This window comes from Enterococcus sp. AZ109 (assembly GCF_051714625.1).
In the GTDB taxonomy this organism is placed as follows: domain Bacteria; phylum Bacillota; class Bacilli; order Lactobacillales; family Enterococcaceae; genus Enterococcus_A.
The window spans coordinates 2,890,968-2,909,675 of sequence record NZ_JBIOSF010000001.1; the positions used below are offsets into that span (position 1 = coordinate 2,890,968).

Annotated in this window: 17 protein-coding genes; 12 read left to right on the plus strand and 5 right to left on the minus strand. The window is 41.1% G+C overall.

Features of this window, described 5'->3' with window-relative positions; translation table 11 throughout:
- Positions 1-64: 64 nt before the first annotated feature.
- From glpK to IGI42_RS14235, 3 genes are read left to right on the plus strand one after another with little or no spacing between them, the layout of a single operon-like run.
- Complete coding sequence (glpK, locus tag IGI42_RS14225; RefSeq protein ID WP_438716521.1) at positions 65-1,561, plus strand: glycerol kinase GlpK; 1,497 nt, start codon at positions 65-67, stop codon at positions 1,559-1,561.
- A gap of 18 nt (positions 1,562-1,579) precedes the next feature.
- Positions 1,580-3,412: a type 1 glycerol-3-phosphate oxidase gene (gene glpO, locus IGI42_RS14230; protein ID WP_438716522.1), complete on the plus strand. Its 1,833-nt coding sequence runs from the start codon at positions 1,580-1,582 to the stop codon at positions 3,410-3,412.
- Entirely contained in the window at positions 3,412-4,128 is a 717-nt protein-coding gene (locus IGI42_RS14235; protein WP_438716523.1) for an MIP/aquaporin family protein, read from the plus strand. The genes glpO and IGI42_RS14235 overlap by 1 nt, the downstream gene beginning before the upstream one ends.
- 69 nt (positions 4,129-4,197) lie before the next feature.
- On the opposite strand, the gene IGI42_RS14240 is transcribed toward IGI42_RS14235, so the two are convergent.
- Positions 4,198-4,791 (minus strand): TetR/AcrR family transcriptional regulator, encoded by a 594-nt coding sequence (locus tag IGI42_RS14240; RefSeq protein WP_438716524.1) that lies wholly within the window; start codon positions 4,789-4,791, stop codon positions 4,198-4,200.
- A gap of 166 nt (positions 4,792-4,957) precedes the next feature.
- On the opposite strand from IGI42_RS14240, the gene IGI42_RS14245 reads away from it, so the two are divergent.
- The 6 genes from IGI42_RS14245 (at position 4,958) to IGI42_RS14270 (ending at position 12,127) form a co-directional block, all read left to right on the plus strand.
- Entirely contained in the window at positions 4,958-6,052 is a 1,095-nt protein-coding gene (locus IGI42_RS14245) for an ABC transporter permease (RefSeq protein WP_438716525.1), read from the plus strand.
- A 1-nt stretch (position 6,053) separates the two neighbouring features.
- Positions 6,054-6,728 (plus strand): ABC transporter ATP-binding protein, encoded by a 675-nt coding sequence (locus tag IGI42_RS14250; RefSeq protein WP_438716526.1) that lies wholly within the window; start codon positions 6,054-6,056, stop codon positions 6,726-6,728.
- Positions 6,729-6,793: 65 nt separating this feature from the next.
- Positions 6,794-7,798, plus strand: coding sequence for a nucleoid-associated protein (locus IGI42_RS14255; RefSeq protein WP_438716527.1), 1,005 nt, complete (start codon positions 6,794-6,796; stop codon positions 7,796-7,798).
- A gap of 1,006 nt (positions 7,799-8,804) precedes the next feature.
- Positions 8,805-10,175 (plus strand): cation:dicarboxylate symporter family transporter, encoded by a 1,371-nt coding sequence (locus tag IGI42_RS14260; RefSeq protein WP_438716528.1) that lies wholly within the window; start codon positions 8,805-8,807, stop codon positions 10,173-10,175.
- A gap of 18 nt (positions 10,176-10,193) precedes the next feature.
- Positions 10,194-11,372: a double-cubane-cluster-containing anaerobic reductase gene (locus tag IGI42_RS14265; protein ID WP_438716529.1), complete on the plus strand. Its 1,179-nt coding sequence runs from the start codon at positions 10,194-10,196 to the stop codon at positions 11,370-11,372.
- On the plus strand, positions 11,360-12,127 hold the full coding sequence (locus IGI42_RS14270; protein ID WP_438716530.1) for an acyl-CoA dehydratase activase: 768 nt from the start codon (positions 11,360-11,362) through the stop codon (positions 12,125-12,127). Before IGI42_RS14265 ends, IGI42_RS14270 begins: the two co-directional genes overlap by 13 nt.
- A gap of 139 nt (positions 12,128-12,266) precedes the next feature.
- On the opposite strand, the gene IGI42_RS14275 is transcribed toward IGI42_RS14270, so the two are convergent.
- The 3 genes from IGI42_RS14275 to IGI42_RS14285 form a co-directional block, all read right to left on the minus strand.
- Positions 12,267-12,809 carry a DUF2922 domain-containing protein gene (locus tag IGI42_RS14275; protein ID WP_438716531.1) on the minus strand — a complete coding sequence of 181 codons (543 nt, stop codon included), beginning with the start codon at positions 12,807-12,809 and terminating at the stop codon, positions 12,267-12,269.
- Between the two features lie 52 nt (positions 12,810-12,861).
- A complete protein-coding gene (locus tag IGI42_RS14280; protein WP_438716532.1) occupies positions 12,862-13,245 on the minus strand; it encodes a hypothetical protein in 384 nt (127 codons plus the stop codon).
- Positions 13,246-13,846: 601 nt separating this feature from the next.
- Positions 13,847-14,101 (minus strand): hypothetical protein, encoded by a 255-nt coding sequence (locus IGI42_RS14285; protein WP_438716533.1) that lies wholly within the window; start codon positions 14,099-14,101, stop codon positions 13,847-13,849.
- Positions 14,102-15,080: 979 nt separating this feature from the next.
- Between IGI42_RS14285 and IGI42_RS14290 the strand changes: the two genes are divergently transcribed.
- The 3 genes from IGI42_RS14290 (at position 15,081) to IGI42_RS14300 (ending at position 17,743) form a co-directional block, all read left to right on the plus strand.
- A complete protein-coding gene (locus IGI42_RS14290) occupies positions 15,081-15,968 on the plus strand; it encodes a hypothetical protein (protein WP_438716534.1) in 888 nt (295 codons plus the stop codon).
- Between the two features lie 191 nt (positions 15,969-16,159).
- Positions 16,160-17,110, plus strand: a complete 951-nt coding sequence (locus IGI42_RS14295; RefSeq protein WP_438716535.1) for a PLP-dependent cysteine synthase family protein — start codon at positions 16,160-16,162, stop codon at positions 17,108-17,110.
- An 81-nt stretch (positions 17,111-17,191) separates the two neighbouring features.
- Complete coding sequence (locus IGI42_RS14300; RefSeq protein WP_438716536.1) at positions 17,192-17,743, plus strand: helix-turn-helix domain-containing protein; 552 nt, start codon at positions 17,192-17,194, stop codon at positions 17,741-17,743.
- Positions 17,744-18,004: 261 nt separating this feature from the next.
- On the opposite strand, the gene IGI42_RS14305 is transcribed toward IGI42_RS14300, so the two are convergent.
- Positions 18,005-18,697 carry an N-acetylmannosamine-6-phosphate 2-epimerase gene (locus tag IGI42_RS14305; protein WP_438716537.1) on the minus strand — a complete coding sequence of 231 codons (693 nt, stop codon included), beginning with the start codon at positions 18,695-18,697 and terminating at the stop codon, positions 18,005-18,007.
- Positions 18,698-18,708 lie beyond the last annotated feature (11 nt).

The window sequence follows — 18,708 nt, forward strand, 5'->3', positions numbered from 1 at the left end:
GTTAGTGTTGTATGATAAATGCAGGTAAAGAAAACGTTTTCTTAGAACTCAGGAGGAGAATAGGATGACAACTGAAACTTTTATTATGGCAATTGACCAAGGAACCACCAGCTCACGCGCCATTATTTATGATCGAAAGGGACGCCAAATTGGCAGCTCGCAAAAGGAGTTTACGCAATATTTTCCACAGGATGGCTGGGTAGAACACGATGCCAACGAAATTTGGAACTCAGTGCAGTCAGTAATTGCCGGCGCTTTTATCGAATCAGGAATTAAACCCGATCAAGTAGAAGGAATCGGAATTACCAACCAGCGGGAAACAACCGTAATTTGGGAAAAAGATACGGGGCGTCCGATTTATCATGCGGTGGTCTGGCAATCGCGTCAATCAGCGCCGATTGCTAATCGGCTAAAAGAAGCCGGGCACAGCGAATTTATTCATCAGAAAACGGGACTGATTATCGATGCGTATTTTTCAGCCACGAAAATTCGCTGGATTTTAGATCATGTAGCAGGTGCTCAAGAACGGGCAGAAAATGGTGAGTTATTGTTCGGCACGATTGACACTTGGTTAACTTGGAAATTAACGGATGGTGGCGCACATGTAACGGATTATTCCAATGCCAGTCGGACGATGATGTTTAATATCCACGACCTTGACTGGGATCAGGAGATTTTGGATTTATTAAAGATTCCCCGTTCAATGTTGCCAAAGGCCTGCTCAAACTCGGAAATTTACGGGTATACGCAGGGGTATCATTTCTTTGGCGCAGAAGTAGCGATTAGCGGAATGGCCGGTGACCAGCAAGCGGCTTTATTCGGTCAGATGGCCTTTGAGCCCGGGATGGTGAAAAATACGTACGGTACTGGGGCTTTTATCGTGATGAATACCGGAGAAAAACCGCAGCTATCGAAGAATAATTTGTTGACAACGATTGGCTATGGCATTAATGGCAAGATTTATTATGCGTTAGAAGGGAGTATTTTCGTGGCTGGTTCATCCATCCAATGGCTGCGAGATGGCTTAAAGTTAATGAAGAAAGCCAGCGAATCTGAAGAGGCTGCTAAACGATCCAAAAATCATAATGAAGTCTATGTAGTTCCGGCCTTTGTGGGCCTAGGGGCACCTTATTGGGACCAAGAAGCCCGAGGCTCAATGTTCGGCTTAACTCGCAGTACTAGTCGCGAAGATATCATTAAAGCGACTTTGCAATCCATCGCTTATCAAACTCGTGATGTTATTGACACGATGCAAGCAGACACAGGCATCAAAATTCCGGTCTTAAAAGTAGATGGTGGCGCAGCTAAGAATGAGTACCTAATGCAATTCCAGTCAGACATTCTCGATACGCCCATCCAACGGGCATACAATCTGGAAACCACGGCTCTAGGGGCAGCATTCTTAGCTGGTTTAGCGGTAGGTTATTGGAAGGATACCGATGAAATTCGGGAGATTTATGAAGCAGGGAAAATATTTGAAAGCCAAATGAAGGAAGAAGAACGCACCAAGTTGTACAACGGCTGGAAAAAAGCTGTAGCAGCGACGCAAGCATTTAGTTAAGAAAGGACGGAAACAATCATGGGATTTTCGATTCATACAAGAAAAGAAACGGTTAAAGCAATGCAGGAACAAGAACTGGATTTACTGATTATTGGTGGCGGAATCACCGGAGCAGGAGTAGCCTTACAGGCGGCCGCTTCAGGAGTGAAAACCGGACTAATTGAGATGCAGGATTTCGCAGAAGGTACCTCTTCACGCTCAACTAAGCTGGTTCACGGTGGAATTCGCTATTTGAAAAATTTTGATGTAGAAGTAGTCGCTGATACGGTGACTGAACGGGCAGTCATCCAAGGGATTGCTCCTCACATTCCAAAGCCTGATCCAATGCTTTTGCCGATTTATAATGATGAAGGGGCAACTACTTACAATATGTTTTCTATTAAAGTAGCGATGGATTTATACGATCAGTTGGCAGGGGTGACAGGGACACCGTTTGCTAATTACGTGTTAGATCCAGAGGAAGTTTTGAAACGGGAGCCATTTTTGAAAAAAGAAGGACTGCAAGGAGCCGGTGTTTACTTAGATTTTCGCAACAATGATGCACGCTTAGTAATTGAAAATATTAAACAAGCCGCAGCAGACGGTGGTTACATGGTCAGCAAAATGAAAGCGGTGGGCTTTTTATACGAAGAAGACAAAATCGTCGGGGTTAAAGCCCGTGACCTATTAACTGGAGAAACAGTCGAAATTCGTGCCAAACTAGTAATCAATACTAGCGGTCCTTGGGTAGATAAAATCCGCAACCTGAACTTTAAACGAGCAGTTGTCCCTAAAATGCGTCCAACCAAAGGGGTTCATTTAGTGGTCGATCATGAGAAGTTACCTGTGCCGCAACCCACTTACTTTGACACAGGTAAGCAAGATGGTCGGATGGTCTTTGCCCTTCCACGGGAAAATAAAACTTATTTCGGTACCACGGACACCGATTATACCGGTGATTATGAAGATCCCAAGGTCACACAAGAAGACGTAGACTATTTGCTGGAAGTTGTGAATCACCGTTATCCAGAGGCAAACCTTACCTTAGATGACATTGAAGCTAGCTGGGCAGGCTTACGTCCGTTATTAATGGGCAATGCCGGTTCTGATTATAATGGTGGCGATAATGGTTCTATTTCAGAAAAAAGTTTCAATGACGTAATTGATGTAGTTACTAGATATAAAGCCGATGATGCTTCTCGAGGCGATGTGGAAAATGTTTTGAATCATTTAGAAACCAGTCGTGAAGAAAAAGAATTATCACCTTCTCAAGTTTCCCGTGGTAGCTCGTTGGAACGAGAAGAAGACGGTTTAATTACCCTGTCAGGTGGAAAAATTACCGATTACCGCAAGATGGCAGCTGGTGCCATGAAAATGATCCAACAATTACTAAAAGAGGAATACAATCAAGAAATCGAATTGATTGATTCGACGCGTTATCCGGTAGCCGGTGGTGCTTTTGATCCGGCAAAAGTCGATGAACACGTTGCAGAATTGGCTGAAGAAGGTGTTCAAGCTGGTCTATCAGAAGAAGAAGCCCGCTATATTGCTGATTTCTACGGAACCAATGCTGTCGAAGTCTTCAAGCTGGCACAAGAAGAACCCTTTGAAGGTTTGTCAGTTGGCGAATCTGGGCGTCTGCGCTATGCCTTAGAAGCTGAAATGATCTTAGCACCTTCAGATTATTTAATGCGTCGAACCAACCACATCTTGTTTGAACGGGATACCTTAGATGAGCTGAAACAACCAGTCATTGATGCAATGGCTGAGTATTTAGAATGGACGGATGAAGCAAAAGAAGAATACACCCAACAATTGGAAGCGGTGATTGCAGCGTCTGATCTAGCAGAATTGAAGGGGAGGAACAACTAATGACCAGAGATATGGTACCAATTTTTGGTGAATTTATTGGCACAATGATCTTAATTGTTCTCGGAAGCGGCGTCTGTGCGGCGGTCAATTTGAATAAAAGTAAAGCTCAAGGATCTGGCTGGATTGTGATTGCCTTTGGTTGGGCGATGGGGGTAGCGATGGCTGCCTATATCTCCGGCTTCATGGGGCCAGCTCACTTGAACCCAGCCGTGACGATTGCGATGGCAATGACAGGATACTTGGAAACGAGTTTAGTGGTACCATTCATTATTGCACAGCTATTGGGTGCGATTGTTGGGGCAATCCTGATTTGGTTGGCGTACCTGCCACACTGGGCAGTCACTGAGGATCAGGATGCAATCTTGGGAACTTTTGCGACAGCACCGGCCATTCGTAATTATCCCGCTAACCTAATGACCGAAATTTTAGGTACCTTTGTCTTAGTTTTAGGTCTGTTAGCTTTTACTCAAAACGAATTTGCCGGCGGTGTCAATGTGTTAGCCGTGGGTGGGTTGATTTTAGCAATTGGTCTATCACTAGGTGGACCTACCGGTTATGCTATCAACCCAGCACGGGATTTAGGTCCGCGGATTGCACATGCGATTTTACCGATTGCCAATAAGGGAAGTTCTGACTGGGCATATTCATGGGTACCGATTGTTGGACCGATTATCGGTGGTATTATTGCGGTATTCGTTTATCAAGTGATGATCTAGGAAAGTAAAAGCCGAGCATCAGACAGCAGAACCGTTAGTTGCGGTTTTGCTACCTGACGCTCAGCTTTTTTATCGTTTGTTTCGCAAGCCTTCAGTAAGCCAGCGGCTCTTGAAGTGAAAATCGGCGATTAGTTCAGCTTCATTCCAATTGTTTGCCAGCATATCGGTTAACGAATCAATCACTAGCTTCATGGAAAAATACAAGAAACTAATACTTTCTTCTTCTGATTGAATAGTAAAGTGATTTTTTTCCAAAATTTCTTGCCACAGTTCCATGCCATGGGACACCTCGCTGCGATAAGAAAATAAATAGCTGTTTTGAGTTAATAGGACGATTTCGCGATAGCGGATATCGTCTTTTTTTAGTTTAGCAGCTAATAACAAAAATTCTTCCATCCCTTTGAAAAAATCGCCTTCGTGATGAGTCACATACTCAATAATCTCACCGTGCACTTTACCCGCATAGTAACGAATCACGTAATCATAAGCATCATTCAAATCCTCGAAATATTTATAAAAAATTCCTCGCGACATTTTTAAAGCAGCGACAATTTCACTGACCTTTACCTGACTAACAGGTTTTTCGTAAAAGATGGTTAACAAAAGCTCACGAATCTGCTGTTGCCGCTCTGTGGGCAGGTTCGTAAAGGTTGATTTAGGCAAAGCGATTCCTCCTGTCTTTGACTGATGTTGCTAAAGGGTTCATCTATGTACACGTTTGGCCGAGTTAGCGCAGGCTTTCTTAGTACATTATAACACATGAGCAGATCAAGTGACATTATGTCACTTAGGGAGTAAGATAGCACAAGTAAAAGGAAGGATGACTCATATGTATTTAGCTTGGAAAGAGATTCGCTATTCAAAATTACGTTACGGACTTATCATCGGCATCATGTTTTTAGTTGCTTATGTTGTATTTATTTTATCTGGACTAGCTAACGGGCTAGCGCAGGGAAATCGCCAAGCCGTGGATGATTGGCAGGCCAAAACAGTGATCTTATCAGAAGACAGCAACAAAATTGCCAGTGCTTCACAATTGACCCGTAGTGATGCAGACCGCGTGGATGCAACTGATAAAACTGCCGTGGGTATTTTCTCATCGGCAATGGAACGGACCAACAGCAATGACAAAACCAATGTTTCAATTTTCGGTGCTGACAGTGACAGCTTTATCGTACCAAAGGTTAAAGAAGGTCGTTCAGTGGAAGCCGACAATGAAATTGTGATTGGTGAAAATTTGGAAAGTGACGGTTTCAAACTGAACCAAACGGTGAAATTAGGCAGCGGCAAGGAATTTAAGGTAGTAGGCATCGTGCCAGCTTCTACTTATATGATTGCACCAGTCGTGTATATGAATTTAGATGGTTATACAGAGTTAAAATACGGCGCACAGCCTTTTGCTAGTGATGCCCAAAAACCTATTAGTGCAGTCGTAGTGAAGGATCAAACTCCTAGTCAAGTCTCAATCACAACTGAAGACGGCCAAAAGCAAATGCAAAAGTTGACTAGCGATGACTTCGTGGAAAGCTTGCCTGGCTACAAGCCTGAAAAATTAACCCTAGATGCGATGATTTACTTCTTATTTGTGGTCGTTGCTGCAATTATCGGTATTTTCATGTATGTAATGACCTTACAAAAGACTGCAATATTTGGTGTGATGAAGGCTCAAGGTGTATCAACTGGTTATCTGGTACGTTCAATTTTAGCACAAGCTTTGATTGTCGGGATTGTTGGTGTAGCACTAGCCGTGTTATTCAGTGAACTAACTAGCTTAGTCCTACCTGATGCGATGCCATTTAGCGTTGATTGGCTAGAATGGGGCATCTACAGTGTCATCTTGGTTCTCGTAACCATGATTGGCGGCTTGTTCTCCATTCGCACAGTCACCAAGGTCGATCCTGTTACAGCGATTGGAGGAGAATAGGATGAACAACGAAATTCTAGTAATGAAAGATATTGTCAAAAAATTTGGTCAAGGCCACACAGAAGTAACTGCTTTAAAAGGAATTAACTTTACCGTAAATGGTGGAGAATTCGTCAGCATTATCGGTCCTTCCGGTTCAGGGAAAAGTACTTTTTTAACCATTGCCGGCGGACTACAAACGCCCACCACGGGATCATTTGAAATCAACGGGCAAGACTTTACCCATATGGGGGAAAAAGAACGTTCCAAGGCTCGTTTTAAAGAAATCGGCTTTATTTTGCAAAGCTCCAATTTGATTGCTTTTTTAAAGGTGAAGGAACAATTCGAATTAGTCGAACGGATTGAAAAGCAGAAGAATTCTGAGAAGATTGAAGAACTATTGAAATCCTTGGATATTTGGGAACTGCGGGAACAATTTCCCAAAGCCTTATCTGGTGGGGAGCGTCAACGAGTGGCAATCGCTCGTTCCTTGTTCAATGATCCAAGCTTGATTTTAGCTGATGAACCAACGGCGAGCTTAGACTCCGATCATGCTTTTGATGTGGTGAAGTTGTTAGCTAAAGAAGCCCACAGCCGCAATAAAGCTATCGTAATGGTTACCCATGACGAACGGATGACCAAGTGGAGCGATCGCATTTTCCGCATGGAAGACGGCGTGCTGATTCAGCAAAAATAAAACTTGCCATGTTTCCTATTTCTTGTGTATGATGAGTGAGTTAGTAATTAGGAAGTAGGAAAATCATGGATATTTATTTAAAAAAAGCAGCGCTGCACATTATTGATCGGGAGACAGGCACGCCCATCTATAGCCAGCAGGAATTAGACTTAACACGTGAGTACGTGCGAGAATATTTAATCAAGAAAATTCAAAAGCTATCCTCTGCCCAAACCAAAACCGGTATTTTAGCAGAAGACTCCGAGTTCGCTCAATTAAGCCGCCAGTCTCAGCACGATTTTTTACCTGCCAGTGAAAAAATCGTGGAACGCTGGTACAATGCCTATCAGGAAAGCGAAGAAGCGCCTAGTGCCGATGTATTTGTGGCCTTGTACGAACAAGATACTCAGCTGTATATAGCCTTCCTAAAGGTAAATTATCACGAAGGGTATACCCATCTTGTCGACTCCAATGACGCTGGGCTAGTCAATGAATTGATTCTCCATCGGGCGATTCTTTCTGGAAAAACCCAGAAGGCGGATGAAGGCTTAACTGTGAATTTGGACAATTTGAGCTTTGAACTTATCGAGAAAAAATATCCCTTCTCTGGGGAAAAGCGTTTATATTTTTCAACTGATGTAATCGAAGCAGAGCCTTCCCCATCGTTAGAAGAAAGTGTCAAGGTCATCAAAAAAGTTGCCGAACAAATCGGTGCCAAATTTGAAAGTCCCAAACACGACATCATCGCTGATGTGAAGGAAGCCGTCTACGAATCAGTGGAAGAAAACGGTCAGCTGGATGCCAAAGAAGTCGCAGAAAAAGTTTTCAAGGACAACATCTCTGCACAGTTAGCTTTCCAAGAAGAAGTGGTGGAAAAAGGCTACGTAGATCAAGCTCCGATGCCGCGTGAAGTCCGAGAAATCACTGAAAAGAAATACGGCAAACAAAAGCTGAAGCTCTCAAACGGTATTGAACTAATCGTACCTCTAGATGTCTACCGCAATCCTGAGCTAATCGAATTCGTCAATAACCCCGACGGAACCATTTCCGTTACAATTAAAAACGTCGACGAAGTCATCAACCGCCTATAGGTTGCCAGTCCAATTTTTCGCAGTACGTTTGGTTAGAAGTGAATATATTATTTATTCATCCATAAATAGGCTCGATGTGTTTAGTTGGATGGTAAGCGTACGAGAATCAGATTCATTTTTCGCGGTCTTGGAAAAATGAATTCCTAAAACGTGAGGTAGCTGCCAGTCCAACTTTTCGCAGTATGTTTTTGGTTAGAAGTGAACATACTAATTATTGATCTATAAATAGGCACGATGTGTTTAGTTGGATGGTAAGCGTACGAAAATAAGACTGATTTTTCGTGGTTTTTGAAAAATCAATTCCAAAAACGTGAGGTAGCTGCCAGTCCAATTTTTCGCAGTACGTTTGGTTAGAAGTGAATATACTAATTATTGATCTATAAATAGGCACGATGTGTTTAGTTGGATGGTAAGCGTACGAAAATAGTACTGATTTTTCGTGTTTTTTGAAAAAGTGAGTTCCAGCAACGGCAGTGATAAGTCAGAGATTTACAGTAATATTCAATCACTTTTTGACTCTCGGAGACGAGGAGAAGCCATGTACCGCCACTTTTTTGAAAGACCAAAAGAAAAATCCAGATAAATATGAGAAAATGCCGATGACTTGCGAGTTATCGGCATTTTTTTTAAGAGTCTCCTTACCACTTGCTCCCTTGTGAACACTCTCATCATTTCCTCATCTCACATTGATTTTGATAGCGCTTTTAGATATACTTTGGATGAGATTTCCGTGTAGAAAAGGCAGGTGGGAAAGATGAGAGTTCATCGTTTTTGACTTTGAGTAGGCAATACGCTTAGAGGTTCTAAGTTAGTGAAGTCGATAGTCTTTCCTATGGGTGTCTTTTTGGTGTGCAACCATATGTGATTCTTGTCACATAAAAAAGGATATGCAGAGGAAACATACACTTGTCGTATGTTTTTTTGTCGTGTCTCAAAAGTCAGAGGAAATCTTGGTGAGAAAACCCGAGACTAGGCTTCCTAAACAATGATTTTAGGAGAGTGTAAAATGTTAATCGCTGTATCGTTTATTGTAATTATTGCGTCTATTTATGGATTGATGTATTTAAAAAGCAAAAAGGTTCCTTTTTCAAAACGAGTCGTTTTAGCTTTGGTGTTGGGGATTGTGATCGGCATCATTTTCAACCAGCTGTTTTCGGCCTCAGAAGGCGCACTATTTTCTGATTGGGTAGGGATGTTTGGCAGCATCTATGTAAAACTTTTACAAATGATTGCCATGCCGTTAATTTTAGTCTGTGTGATTCTAGCATTCACTAAAATTGAGATCAAAACTAACGTTGTTAAAATTGGTGTTTCGGTAGTAGGAACATTGATTATCACAGCCGGTTTAGCAGGAATTGTTGGAATGGCAACGGGATATTTTGCTAACATTGATGGCAGCACCTTTAACATCAGTCAATCCGCTTTAAGTGCGGCCAGTGATATTGAGAAAAACTATGTAGCTGGCGGCGAACAAGCGTTGTCCTTGCCGCAAAAAATCGTTGCTATTTTCCCATCAAACCCTTTTTACGATTTGACTGGACAACGGGCGAGTGCCACTTTGGGCGTAGTCATTTTTGCTTTGTTCCTAGGTGTGGCTTACTTGCGCATCAAAGACAAGAAACCCAAAGAAGCCCTACTATTCAAAAACGGAATGGACAGCATTTATGAAATCATCATGTCAGTAGTGCGCTTATTCCTATCATTTGCACCTTACGCTGTTTTAACAATTATGACGACAACAGTGGTAAATAATGATTTGTCGGCTGTTTGGAAACTAGCCCAATTCTTTGTAGCTTGTTACGTGGCGATGCTGATTATGCTAGGCATTCAATTAGGAATCATGGCTTTTTGTGGAGTATCACCAATTCGCTACTTGAAAAAAGCCTTGCCAGTATTATCTTTTGCCTTCATTACAGCATCTAGTGCTGGCTCAATGCCGATGAATTTAGAAATGCAAGAAGAGCTAGGTATTCCAAAAGGGATCTCCAGCTTAAGTGCTTCTTTTGCGACATCTATGGGAATGAACGGCTGTGCCGGATTGTATCCAGGAATCATTATTGCGATCGTAGCGATGACACAAGGAATTAATCCGTTATCACCACAATTTTTATTTTATGCAGCTTTCATGATTGCCATGACGTCTTTTGGAATCGCTGGAACAGGCGGTGGAGGAACGGTAGCTACTATCATTACCCTTTCAGCACTAGGCTTGCCAGTCGGTTTGGCAGGGGTCTTTATCGCTATTGAACCATTAGTAGATATGGGTCGGACAGTCGTTAACTTAAACGGCGGCGTAGTTGCCAGCATGGTAACCTGCAAAGCTAACGGAGTAGATTTAAGACAATCTAAGGAATCAAGATTACGTACCGAACAATAAAAAAGGGGGATATAAATAATGGAATTACGCACAGAGTTACCTGAGGTTTTTGATGAATTTGGTGAAGCACGCCGCCAAGGTTTTTTAACTGTTAAAAATCTCAAAGAACAGGGGCAAGCAGTTGTGGGAGTTTATTGTACTTTTATGCCGGAAGAGCTGGTAATGGCTAGCGGCGCGATTCAAATCAGCTTGTGCTCCACTTCAGATGAAACCATTCCAGATGCGGAAGAGGATTTGCCACGGAATTTATGCCCGTTAATCAAGTCTAGCTATGGTTTTGGTAAAACCGACAAATGCCCGTATTTCTATTTTTCTGACTTGGTAGTAGGTGAAACCACGTGTGACGGCAAGAAAAAAATGTACGAATATATGGAGGAGTTCAAGGATACTTACCTGATGCACCTGCCTCATAATCGTGACAGTGAAGCCAGTAAAAAACTATGGTATAGCGAATTAGTCAACTTCAAAGAAAAACTGGAAGACTTCTTCGACGTAACCATCACTGAGGAACAAATTCGTGAAGCTATTAAGATGAAAAATTACGAACGCCAGGCTAAACAAAACTTTTACCGCCTAGGCCAACTAAATCCGCCAGCAATCAGTGGTACCGAAATTTTCCAAGTGATGTATGGTTCTCAATACAAGTTTGACAAACAAGAAGTAATCCAAATGCTGGAAGAAACTACGGAAAAAGTGAAGACTTCATACGCGGAAGGCAAAGTACTACCGAAAAAACCAAGAATTCTGATCACCGGTTCTCCAATGGGCGGAGTCACGGAAAAAGTAATTAAAGCCATCGAAGACAACGGCGGCATCGTTGTAGCCTTCGAAAATTGTACCGTTAGTAAAGCAGTGGAACGCTTAGTCGATGAAGACACAGAGGACGTATACCAAGCTTTAGTAGATAAGTATATCAATATCGGCTGTGCCTGCATGTCCAATAACCAACCACGCAAAGACCTGTTAAGTAAAATGGTGGATGACTATCAAGTGGATGGTGTGATTGATATGGTGCTGCAAAACTGTATTCCATTTTCAGTGGAATCTTTGAAGATCAAACGCTATTTAAACGAAGAGAAGGATACCCCATACCTTTATTTAGAAACCGATTATTCTACTTCCGATATTGAGCAGATTAATACTCGAGTTACCGCCTTTATCGAAATGTTAGAGGAAGAAAAAGCATGTACTATCTAGGCATGGATTCCGGTTCCACTACGACTAAAGGGGTTCTTTTCTTAGACGACCAGCTGATTGATAAGTACTTGATCCCAACTGGCGGTGATCCCCGGGGGGCGATGGCCGAGATTGTGGATCGTTTTACGAAAGAGCATCAGCTGACCAAAGACACAATGAAATTAATTACTACCGGTTATGGTCGGAAATTGATCGATAGTGATCTAGCGATTACCGAAATCAGCTGCCATGGCAAAGGCGCTGAATACCTAAAGCCCGGCATCAAGCAGGTCATCGACATTGGCGGACAAGATTGTAAAACGATTCAACTAAACGGCAAGGGCACCGTGGTAGAATTCAATATGAATGACCGCTGTGCAGCAGGAACTGGCCGTTTTGTGGAAGTCATGATGCGTACACTGGGTGAAGACATCACCAAACTGGATGAGTTCGCTGCACGTGGCAAACCAGTAACCATCAACAGCATGTGCACCGTCTTTGCTGAATCAGAGGTCATTGGCATGATCTCTAAAGGCGAAAAACGGGAAGACATTGCCTGCGGGGTGCTTCATTCCATTGCTAAGCGGATCAGTGGGCAATACTCCAAGCTGCGACCAAAACGGGGGGAAGAAGTTCTATTTACTGGCGGACTATCGCGCAGTACTCAGTTTGCGGAAGTCTTAGCTTCTTACGTTCATGCACCTGTGCACACTAACGAATTATCCCAGTATGCTGGAGCTATCGGAGCGGCATTAATCGGTCAACGAAAATTATAGCCAAACAGAAATCAGCGATTGCCTTAAAAGGGTGATTGCTGATTTTTTAGCGGTCTCCGGTTTCGTCAACTAGTTTGCTAGCAACAAGCTAGTTTTTTTATTTAATTGTCAAGGAACGTAGGTGGATTGCTGTAATTCATCAATCCGGAGGACTTTGCTGCCGTCGTCTCCTGTTTTTCTTACGGCGAAATAGTTCTTTTAGGAAATTAGGGGGAGGGGCTTTTATGGCTAAATTGGCATCATCCAACTGCACTGCCTCTGGTTCTTTTTGAACGGGCAAATCAAGAGTTACTGTAGGTAGTTCTGGCAGTTCACTGTAGGTACTGGTAGGTTGCATGGAATGTTCAAAGCTGGTAGGATCAAGAATTTTTTCTTCTGACGCATCCTTTTCCAGCACTTTTGAATGGAGCGCTAACACCGACTGCTTGAATACTACTGGTTGATTCGGATCACTAAGAAAGTCTTCTTGATTAAAAATCGGTGTTTCAATGGTTTCTACAAATTTGGCACTGACCACTTCTTCGAATAGGCCAACGCCATCTTTTTCAAAAATCGTCAATTGGGTTAACAGCTCTAAGGATTCTTTGATTTCATCGGGATTCTTTTCAATGTCCGGATCTTTCACGGTTAAATTATGTTTTTTCCCTTCACTATTGCGAAAGGTGCTTACTAGTTTAATCATGATGATCTCCTTTCATAATTTTTTGCTTAAGTGACAGACAATAAATGTTTTTTTAAGGTACAGCTGTTTCATTCGGTAAGAATTTAGCAATTTGTGCTTGGACAATAGTTTTGGCTTTCTCAATAAAAATTCTAACGGGGAACAATTTTATACTCAATTTTTTCCATTCTGCTGCATCAAAGTAATCAACAAAATAGTAGAAAAAACGTTTCATTGTGCGGGTTGCTTTAGTGCAGGTAAATAAGTATTTCACTAAATCTTGCAGGACTAAGGCAAATTCCTCTGCTCCTAACTGATAACGCACCCGTAAAGCAAGCAACAGTTGAATAGTCGTTGTTCCGTTTTGCGTTTCGTCATAGTATTCCGAAATCCGTTGTTCGATCGTTTCCAATGATAAAGTGAATATTTGTTGGTGAGTAAAAGGTAATTCTGACATTTTTGCTCCCTGCTTTCTCATAATTTAGGAAATAATTTTTTTGAAAAAATTAGTCATATTTTCGAGCCGCATACCATTCTGCTAGACCACACTGATTATATTTGTAGTTAGACATAGCGATAGAAACCACTACAAGTAGAAACTAGGAAAAGCAGAACTGGCAGCTTTCTCATAATTTAGGAAATAATTTTTTTGAAAAAATTAGTCATATTTTCGAGCCGCATACCATTCTGCTAGACCACACTGATTATATTTGTAGTTAGACATAGCGATAGAAACCACTACAAGTAGAAACTGGGAAAAGCAGAACTGGCAGCTTTCTCATAATTTAGGAAATAATTTTCTTGAAAAATTAGTTATATTTTCGAGCCGCATACCATTCTGCTAGACCACACTGATTATATTTGTAGTTAAACATAGTGCTAGAAACCACTACAAGTAGAAACTGGGAAAAGCAGAACGGGCAGCTTTCTCATAGTTTAGGTAATAATTTTTTTGAAAAAATACAAGTTACTTGTTGTGATGATAAAAAATCTATATTCTCCAGTTTTCACAGCTGCGCGCAAGTGATGCAAAAACTGGTTAGTGGCAGAGGCTAGGCTCAAATATTCTTAGGCTTTATATAGTCCTCAAAAACAGAATGTTCATAAGCATCAAAACACTGAGTAAAGCTATCAAGTTTAATCAAACGATAATTTTCTTCTCGAGATATAGTGAGTTCTTGAAACAATTCAATCAAGGCTAATGATGACTGCGTCAGACCAATACGAGCATATGGGTGATGCAAGAGTAGACTCTTGGTTTTTCCTTGAGGGTTTTTAAGTGTTACCATAATTTTGGTTATGCGTTTGACCATTTTTTTGCTCCTTTTCTATTCTAATAGTTTATTTAAAATAACGTTGTTTAGAAAGCCTTCTCATTTAATTAATTTGTGAGAGTATTCCAACTCTGTCAGTGGGGTTGTTTTCTGATTTGTTCAGCCGCTACCAAAAAGATATACGATTTTCAAAAAAAAGCAAGTAGTGCTACTTTGCAAAAGCCCCCTCTTATTTGCACAGCCAATTTTTGAAAAGACTGTTAAATCAACATTTTTTAAAATTAGGCGAGCCTAATTGTGCAAGTTAGAGGGGGTCTGTGCAAGTTAGCATTTTTTGTGAAATAGATGAAAAATTCACTAAAAAACGTTATTTTACTAATCATCAATATGCAAGAAACCCGTTTTGAATGCTTTTGATTAGAATTTTAGCTGTTGTAGATTAGAATTTTTTAATAATAGGAAAAGTACATTAAGAATAAATAGTTATACTTGAAGCTATCCCAAAAATGTGGCAACTAAAATTTTACCACCCGTCAATAATGATTCTTCGACTGTGTAACTAAGAGACTAATAAATTAGTAAAAATAACGAGTATTCTACACAGACTAAGAGTAAAATATCTTTTTTGAATTGTAAGGAAAGTATAGGTTATTCACAATTAGAAAACTGATTAAACCATACTAATGGTGTCCAGCTTCCTAATCCAGCCTTGTTAGCATTAAGCGAAAGCGAGTTTGCGAAGCTTTTCTTATCTGTTGGGAACTAAATGTTTCAGCTCACGCCAAAGCCAAGTTAGTAAAAGCGGAACTTTATGAAATCATCATCCGGCCATTCCTACTAATTAGAAGCGCTATTTTATCTAAGTTAGTTTTCAGGTATGATAAAATTATCTAACGAATAATCATGGGAGTGCGATCGGAAGAAAAAGAAAAAGGAAAAGAAAACGATAAGGACTTGTTAAACAGCGAATTGATTCTTATGTTCGTTACTTTCAATGATTAAAGAAAGAAGGGGTTCTATGAAGAAAAAGTATCGGGTATTGGTAGGTATCATGAGTGTTATTTTGAGTGGGTGTGCGCCCAAAGGACAGGAAGAAACGGTCGCAAACACCTCTGAATCGAGCCGCAATGAATCAACTGCTAGATTGTCAACAGAATCAACAGTAAACTCGGCGACCGAAACGACAACTGAGTCAACGAAAGAACCAGACAATGTAGCCCCGGTGAGTAATGAAGACGAGGTATCATTAACCCCAGAATCGTTGAATCATTTACTATTTCCAAATGGGAAAAGCTCCTCTTGGGTTACAGAAGATGAGTCTCTCTTAGTTTCCTTTGGTAAAATTGCTAGCATTATGAATTTTGGACTGGTTGATGGACTAAACCATACTGGATATGTCAGTCTTCCTTCTGAATTCGTTATCAATCAGGATGGCAGTAGCTTTAATCTCCCGCTTAATGATTACGCTCGGGACGCTTACAAGGGAGCCCGTGATCAGCTAACTATACATGTGGGAAAAGATACCTTTGATTATTATTTAGAGTTGCTTCCTTTAGTCTCAAAGTCTCTTCCTGATGAACTCCAGTTGACTCGCTATTATTTCAACAGCTGGTGGTCGACTGAAGAAGCGGTTGAAGTCCTGAATAAAACCATGGACAATCCAAACAATGCTGCCTATTTTGAAGGCGCGTATCCGGATAATTGGCAAGAAGTTTCTAATGAGTATTCATTTATTGAAATTTCTGCAGTTAAGGAGCAAGGGGGGAGCGAAGATTGTTATCGGTTAGAAAAATTACCTACAACGTATAGAATTTCCCTTGTAGGTGAGGGAGGTATTTCATCAAATTACTATAAGGTAGACAGAAACAGCTATGAGGTTTTAGAATACAAAGACCAAATGGAATAAAAACAATAAGACCAGTAGAAAGGCTCCCATTCTGCTGGTCTTATTGCTTGCCCCGTTAATCAACCACGCTGTCAGTCATTTACCGGGCTGAAGCTGACGTGTTTATATTCTTTTATTGTACGTTATATTGACTTTTAGTTCTATATAACGTACATTTGTTTTGTAGTAATCTTTAAGAAGGAGGTAGCAGGATGAAGGTATTTGGTAGTATTTTGGAGGTCATTGGCAATACACCGATGGTTAAGTTGGAGCGTTTAACGAAAGAATTGGACGGAGAAATTTATGCCAAATTGGAGTATTTAAATCCTGGCTTTAGTAAAAAGGACCGTCCAGCGTTGGAAATTATCGAAGAGGCGGAGGAACAAGGCTTATTAGCACCTGGACAGACAGTGGTTGAACTAACTAGCGGCAATATGGGAACGGGTCTGGCAATTGTTTGTGGTATTAAGGGGTATCCTTTTGTCGCAGTTATGTCGAAAGGCAACTCTGTTGAACGTGCGCAGATGATGAAAGCATTAGGGGCTGAAGTGGTTTTAGTGGATCAAGCTCCCGGATCACCAAAAAGACAAGTTTCAGGTGAGGATCTACAACTGGTAGAAGAAGAAGCGCAAAGAATTACGAATGAAAAAGGCGCTTTTCGCTCTGACCAGTTTGAACTGACGGGGAATCGGCACGCTCATGAACGTCACACAGGACCAGAAATTTTGGTCCAAACGGAAGGGAAGGTGGATGCTTTTGTCGATTTTGCAGGATCTGGTGGTACCTTTTCAGGTATTGCAACAGCTTTAAAGAAGTACAATCCTAAAATCAACTGTTACTTAGTGGAACCCGCTGCGGCACCATTTTATGCCGATGAGGAAATCATTAATGAAAGTCATAAAATTCAAGGCGGAGGTTATTTACGAGAATTAAGTTTGGTAGATCGTCAGTTAATTGACGACACCATTTTGATTAGTGATGATGAAGCCACTTATTTCGCTAGAGAGCTAGCTAAAAAAGAGGGAATCTTTGCCGGTTTTTCTTCAGGGGCTAATGTTGCGGCAGCAGTAAAACTACTCCAAACAACTGAACAAGGGAAAACGATTGTCCTAACTATCAATGACTCAGGGTTGAAATACTTAAGCACCGATTTATACGAGTAAAAATTGAATTCTAGTAGACTTTTTGAGGATTATCTTGCAAGATAAGGTGAATAAAAAAGTAAAATACAGGAGCCTAAATCAATGAATAACTTAAATCTTGTCATTGGAAAAAATATCAAAAAAATTCGGATGGAACGTGGGTTTAGTTTGGATAAGCTTAGTCAACTAACTGACGTCAGCAAAACCATGATTGGTCAGATTGAACGTGGCGAATCTAGCCCAACTATCAATACGGTTTGGAAATTAGCGAAGGGGTTAGAAATTCCTTTTTCGGCATTAATTGCTGATCGTGACAAAGAGGTAAAGGTACTCAATCGTGGGAAAATGGATGCGTTACCCAATAGTGACAAGGACTATTCCGTTTTCTCGCTTGTACAAGCGGGTAGTAACAAAAAGTTTGAGCTTTTTTTAACTGAAATAGCAGCTGGGAAATCTCATATCTCTCCCTCTCACAATCAGGGTGTCGAAGAGTTTATTGTTGTAAATAGCGGTGTGGCGGAGATTCGTGTGGGAGATGAAATTTTTCAATTAAATACAAGTGATTTTATTCAGTTTGAGGCAAATGATGAGCACGAGTATAAAAATATTGGTGATAGCCTGCTTAGCTTAACGGTTTTAATCCATTATTCGTAGTAGAAGCGATTGAGCTGAGAAGTGATTCAATAAAAATATATTAAAGAAGCGAGCTTGTGACAGAAGTGTTCAGCTCCGAGAAATAAACCGAATAATCGCAAAAATATGAGTAAACTATTTTCGACTTATTCGGCTTACTTCTGATAGAGCTGCTTCAGTTACATTGATTATGCGGTTTTCAGTGGCTGTGACGGTTTATGTCACAGCTAAGTCTATGTTGATTGTGAAGAAAGTATAAGTGTCTAACAATTATTAAACAATCTATTTCTTCAAAGCCTCAATAAACCGAGTAGCTATTTCTTTCGGTCGAGTAATTGCTCCACCGACAACAATACCAGCAACACCAAGGTCTTGCATTTGACGTGCTTGTTCTGGTGTATGGATTTGTCCTTCTGCGATGACTGACATGCCTGCTGCTACTAGTGTTTTAACCAATTCAAAATTAGGGGCCTCACTATCAGCACTTTCTGCGGTATAGCCGCTCAAGGTAGTGCCAATGAAATCAACGCCGGCTTCAAAGGCGTTTTGGGCTTCTTCATAGGTAGCAATATCTGCCATTAGCAGCTGCTCGGGATATTTTTCGCGGATTTGTCGGATAAAGTCATTGATGGTTTGTCCATCTGGTCGTTTTCGTAAAGTGCAGTCTAGCGCGATAACTTCGACTCCTGTGGTCATCAATTCATCAATTTCTCTCATCGTTGCAGTAATGAAAACCTCGCTTTCGGGATAGTCCCGCTTAATGATGCCAATCATAGGTAGATCGACTTTTTCTTTGATTTGTTTAATATCACGCACACTGTTGGCACGAATACCTGCAGCACCAGCTTCGGCAGCAGCCAAGGCTAGATAAGGCATAATGCCGCCTTCTTCAGTGTACAAAGGTTCTCCCGGCAATGCTTGGCAGGAGACAATTAATCCATCTTTAACCAGCTCAAGAAATTTCGTTTTCTCCATTAGATAAATAC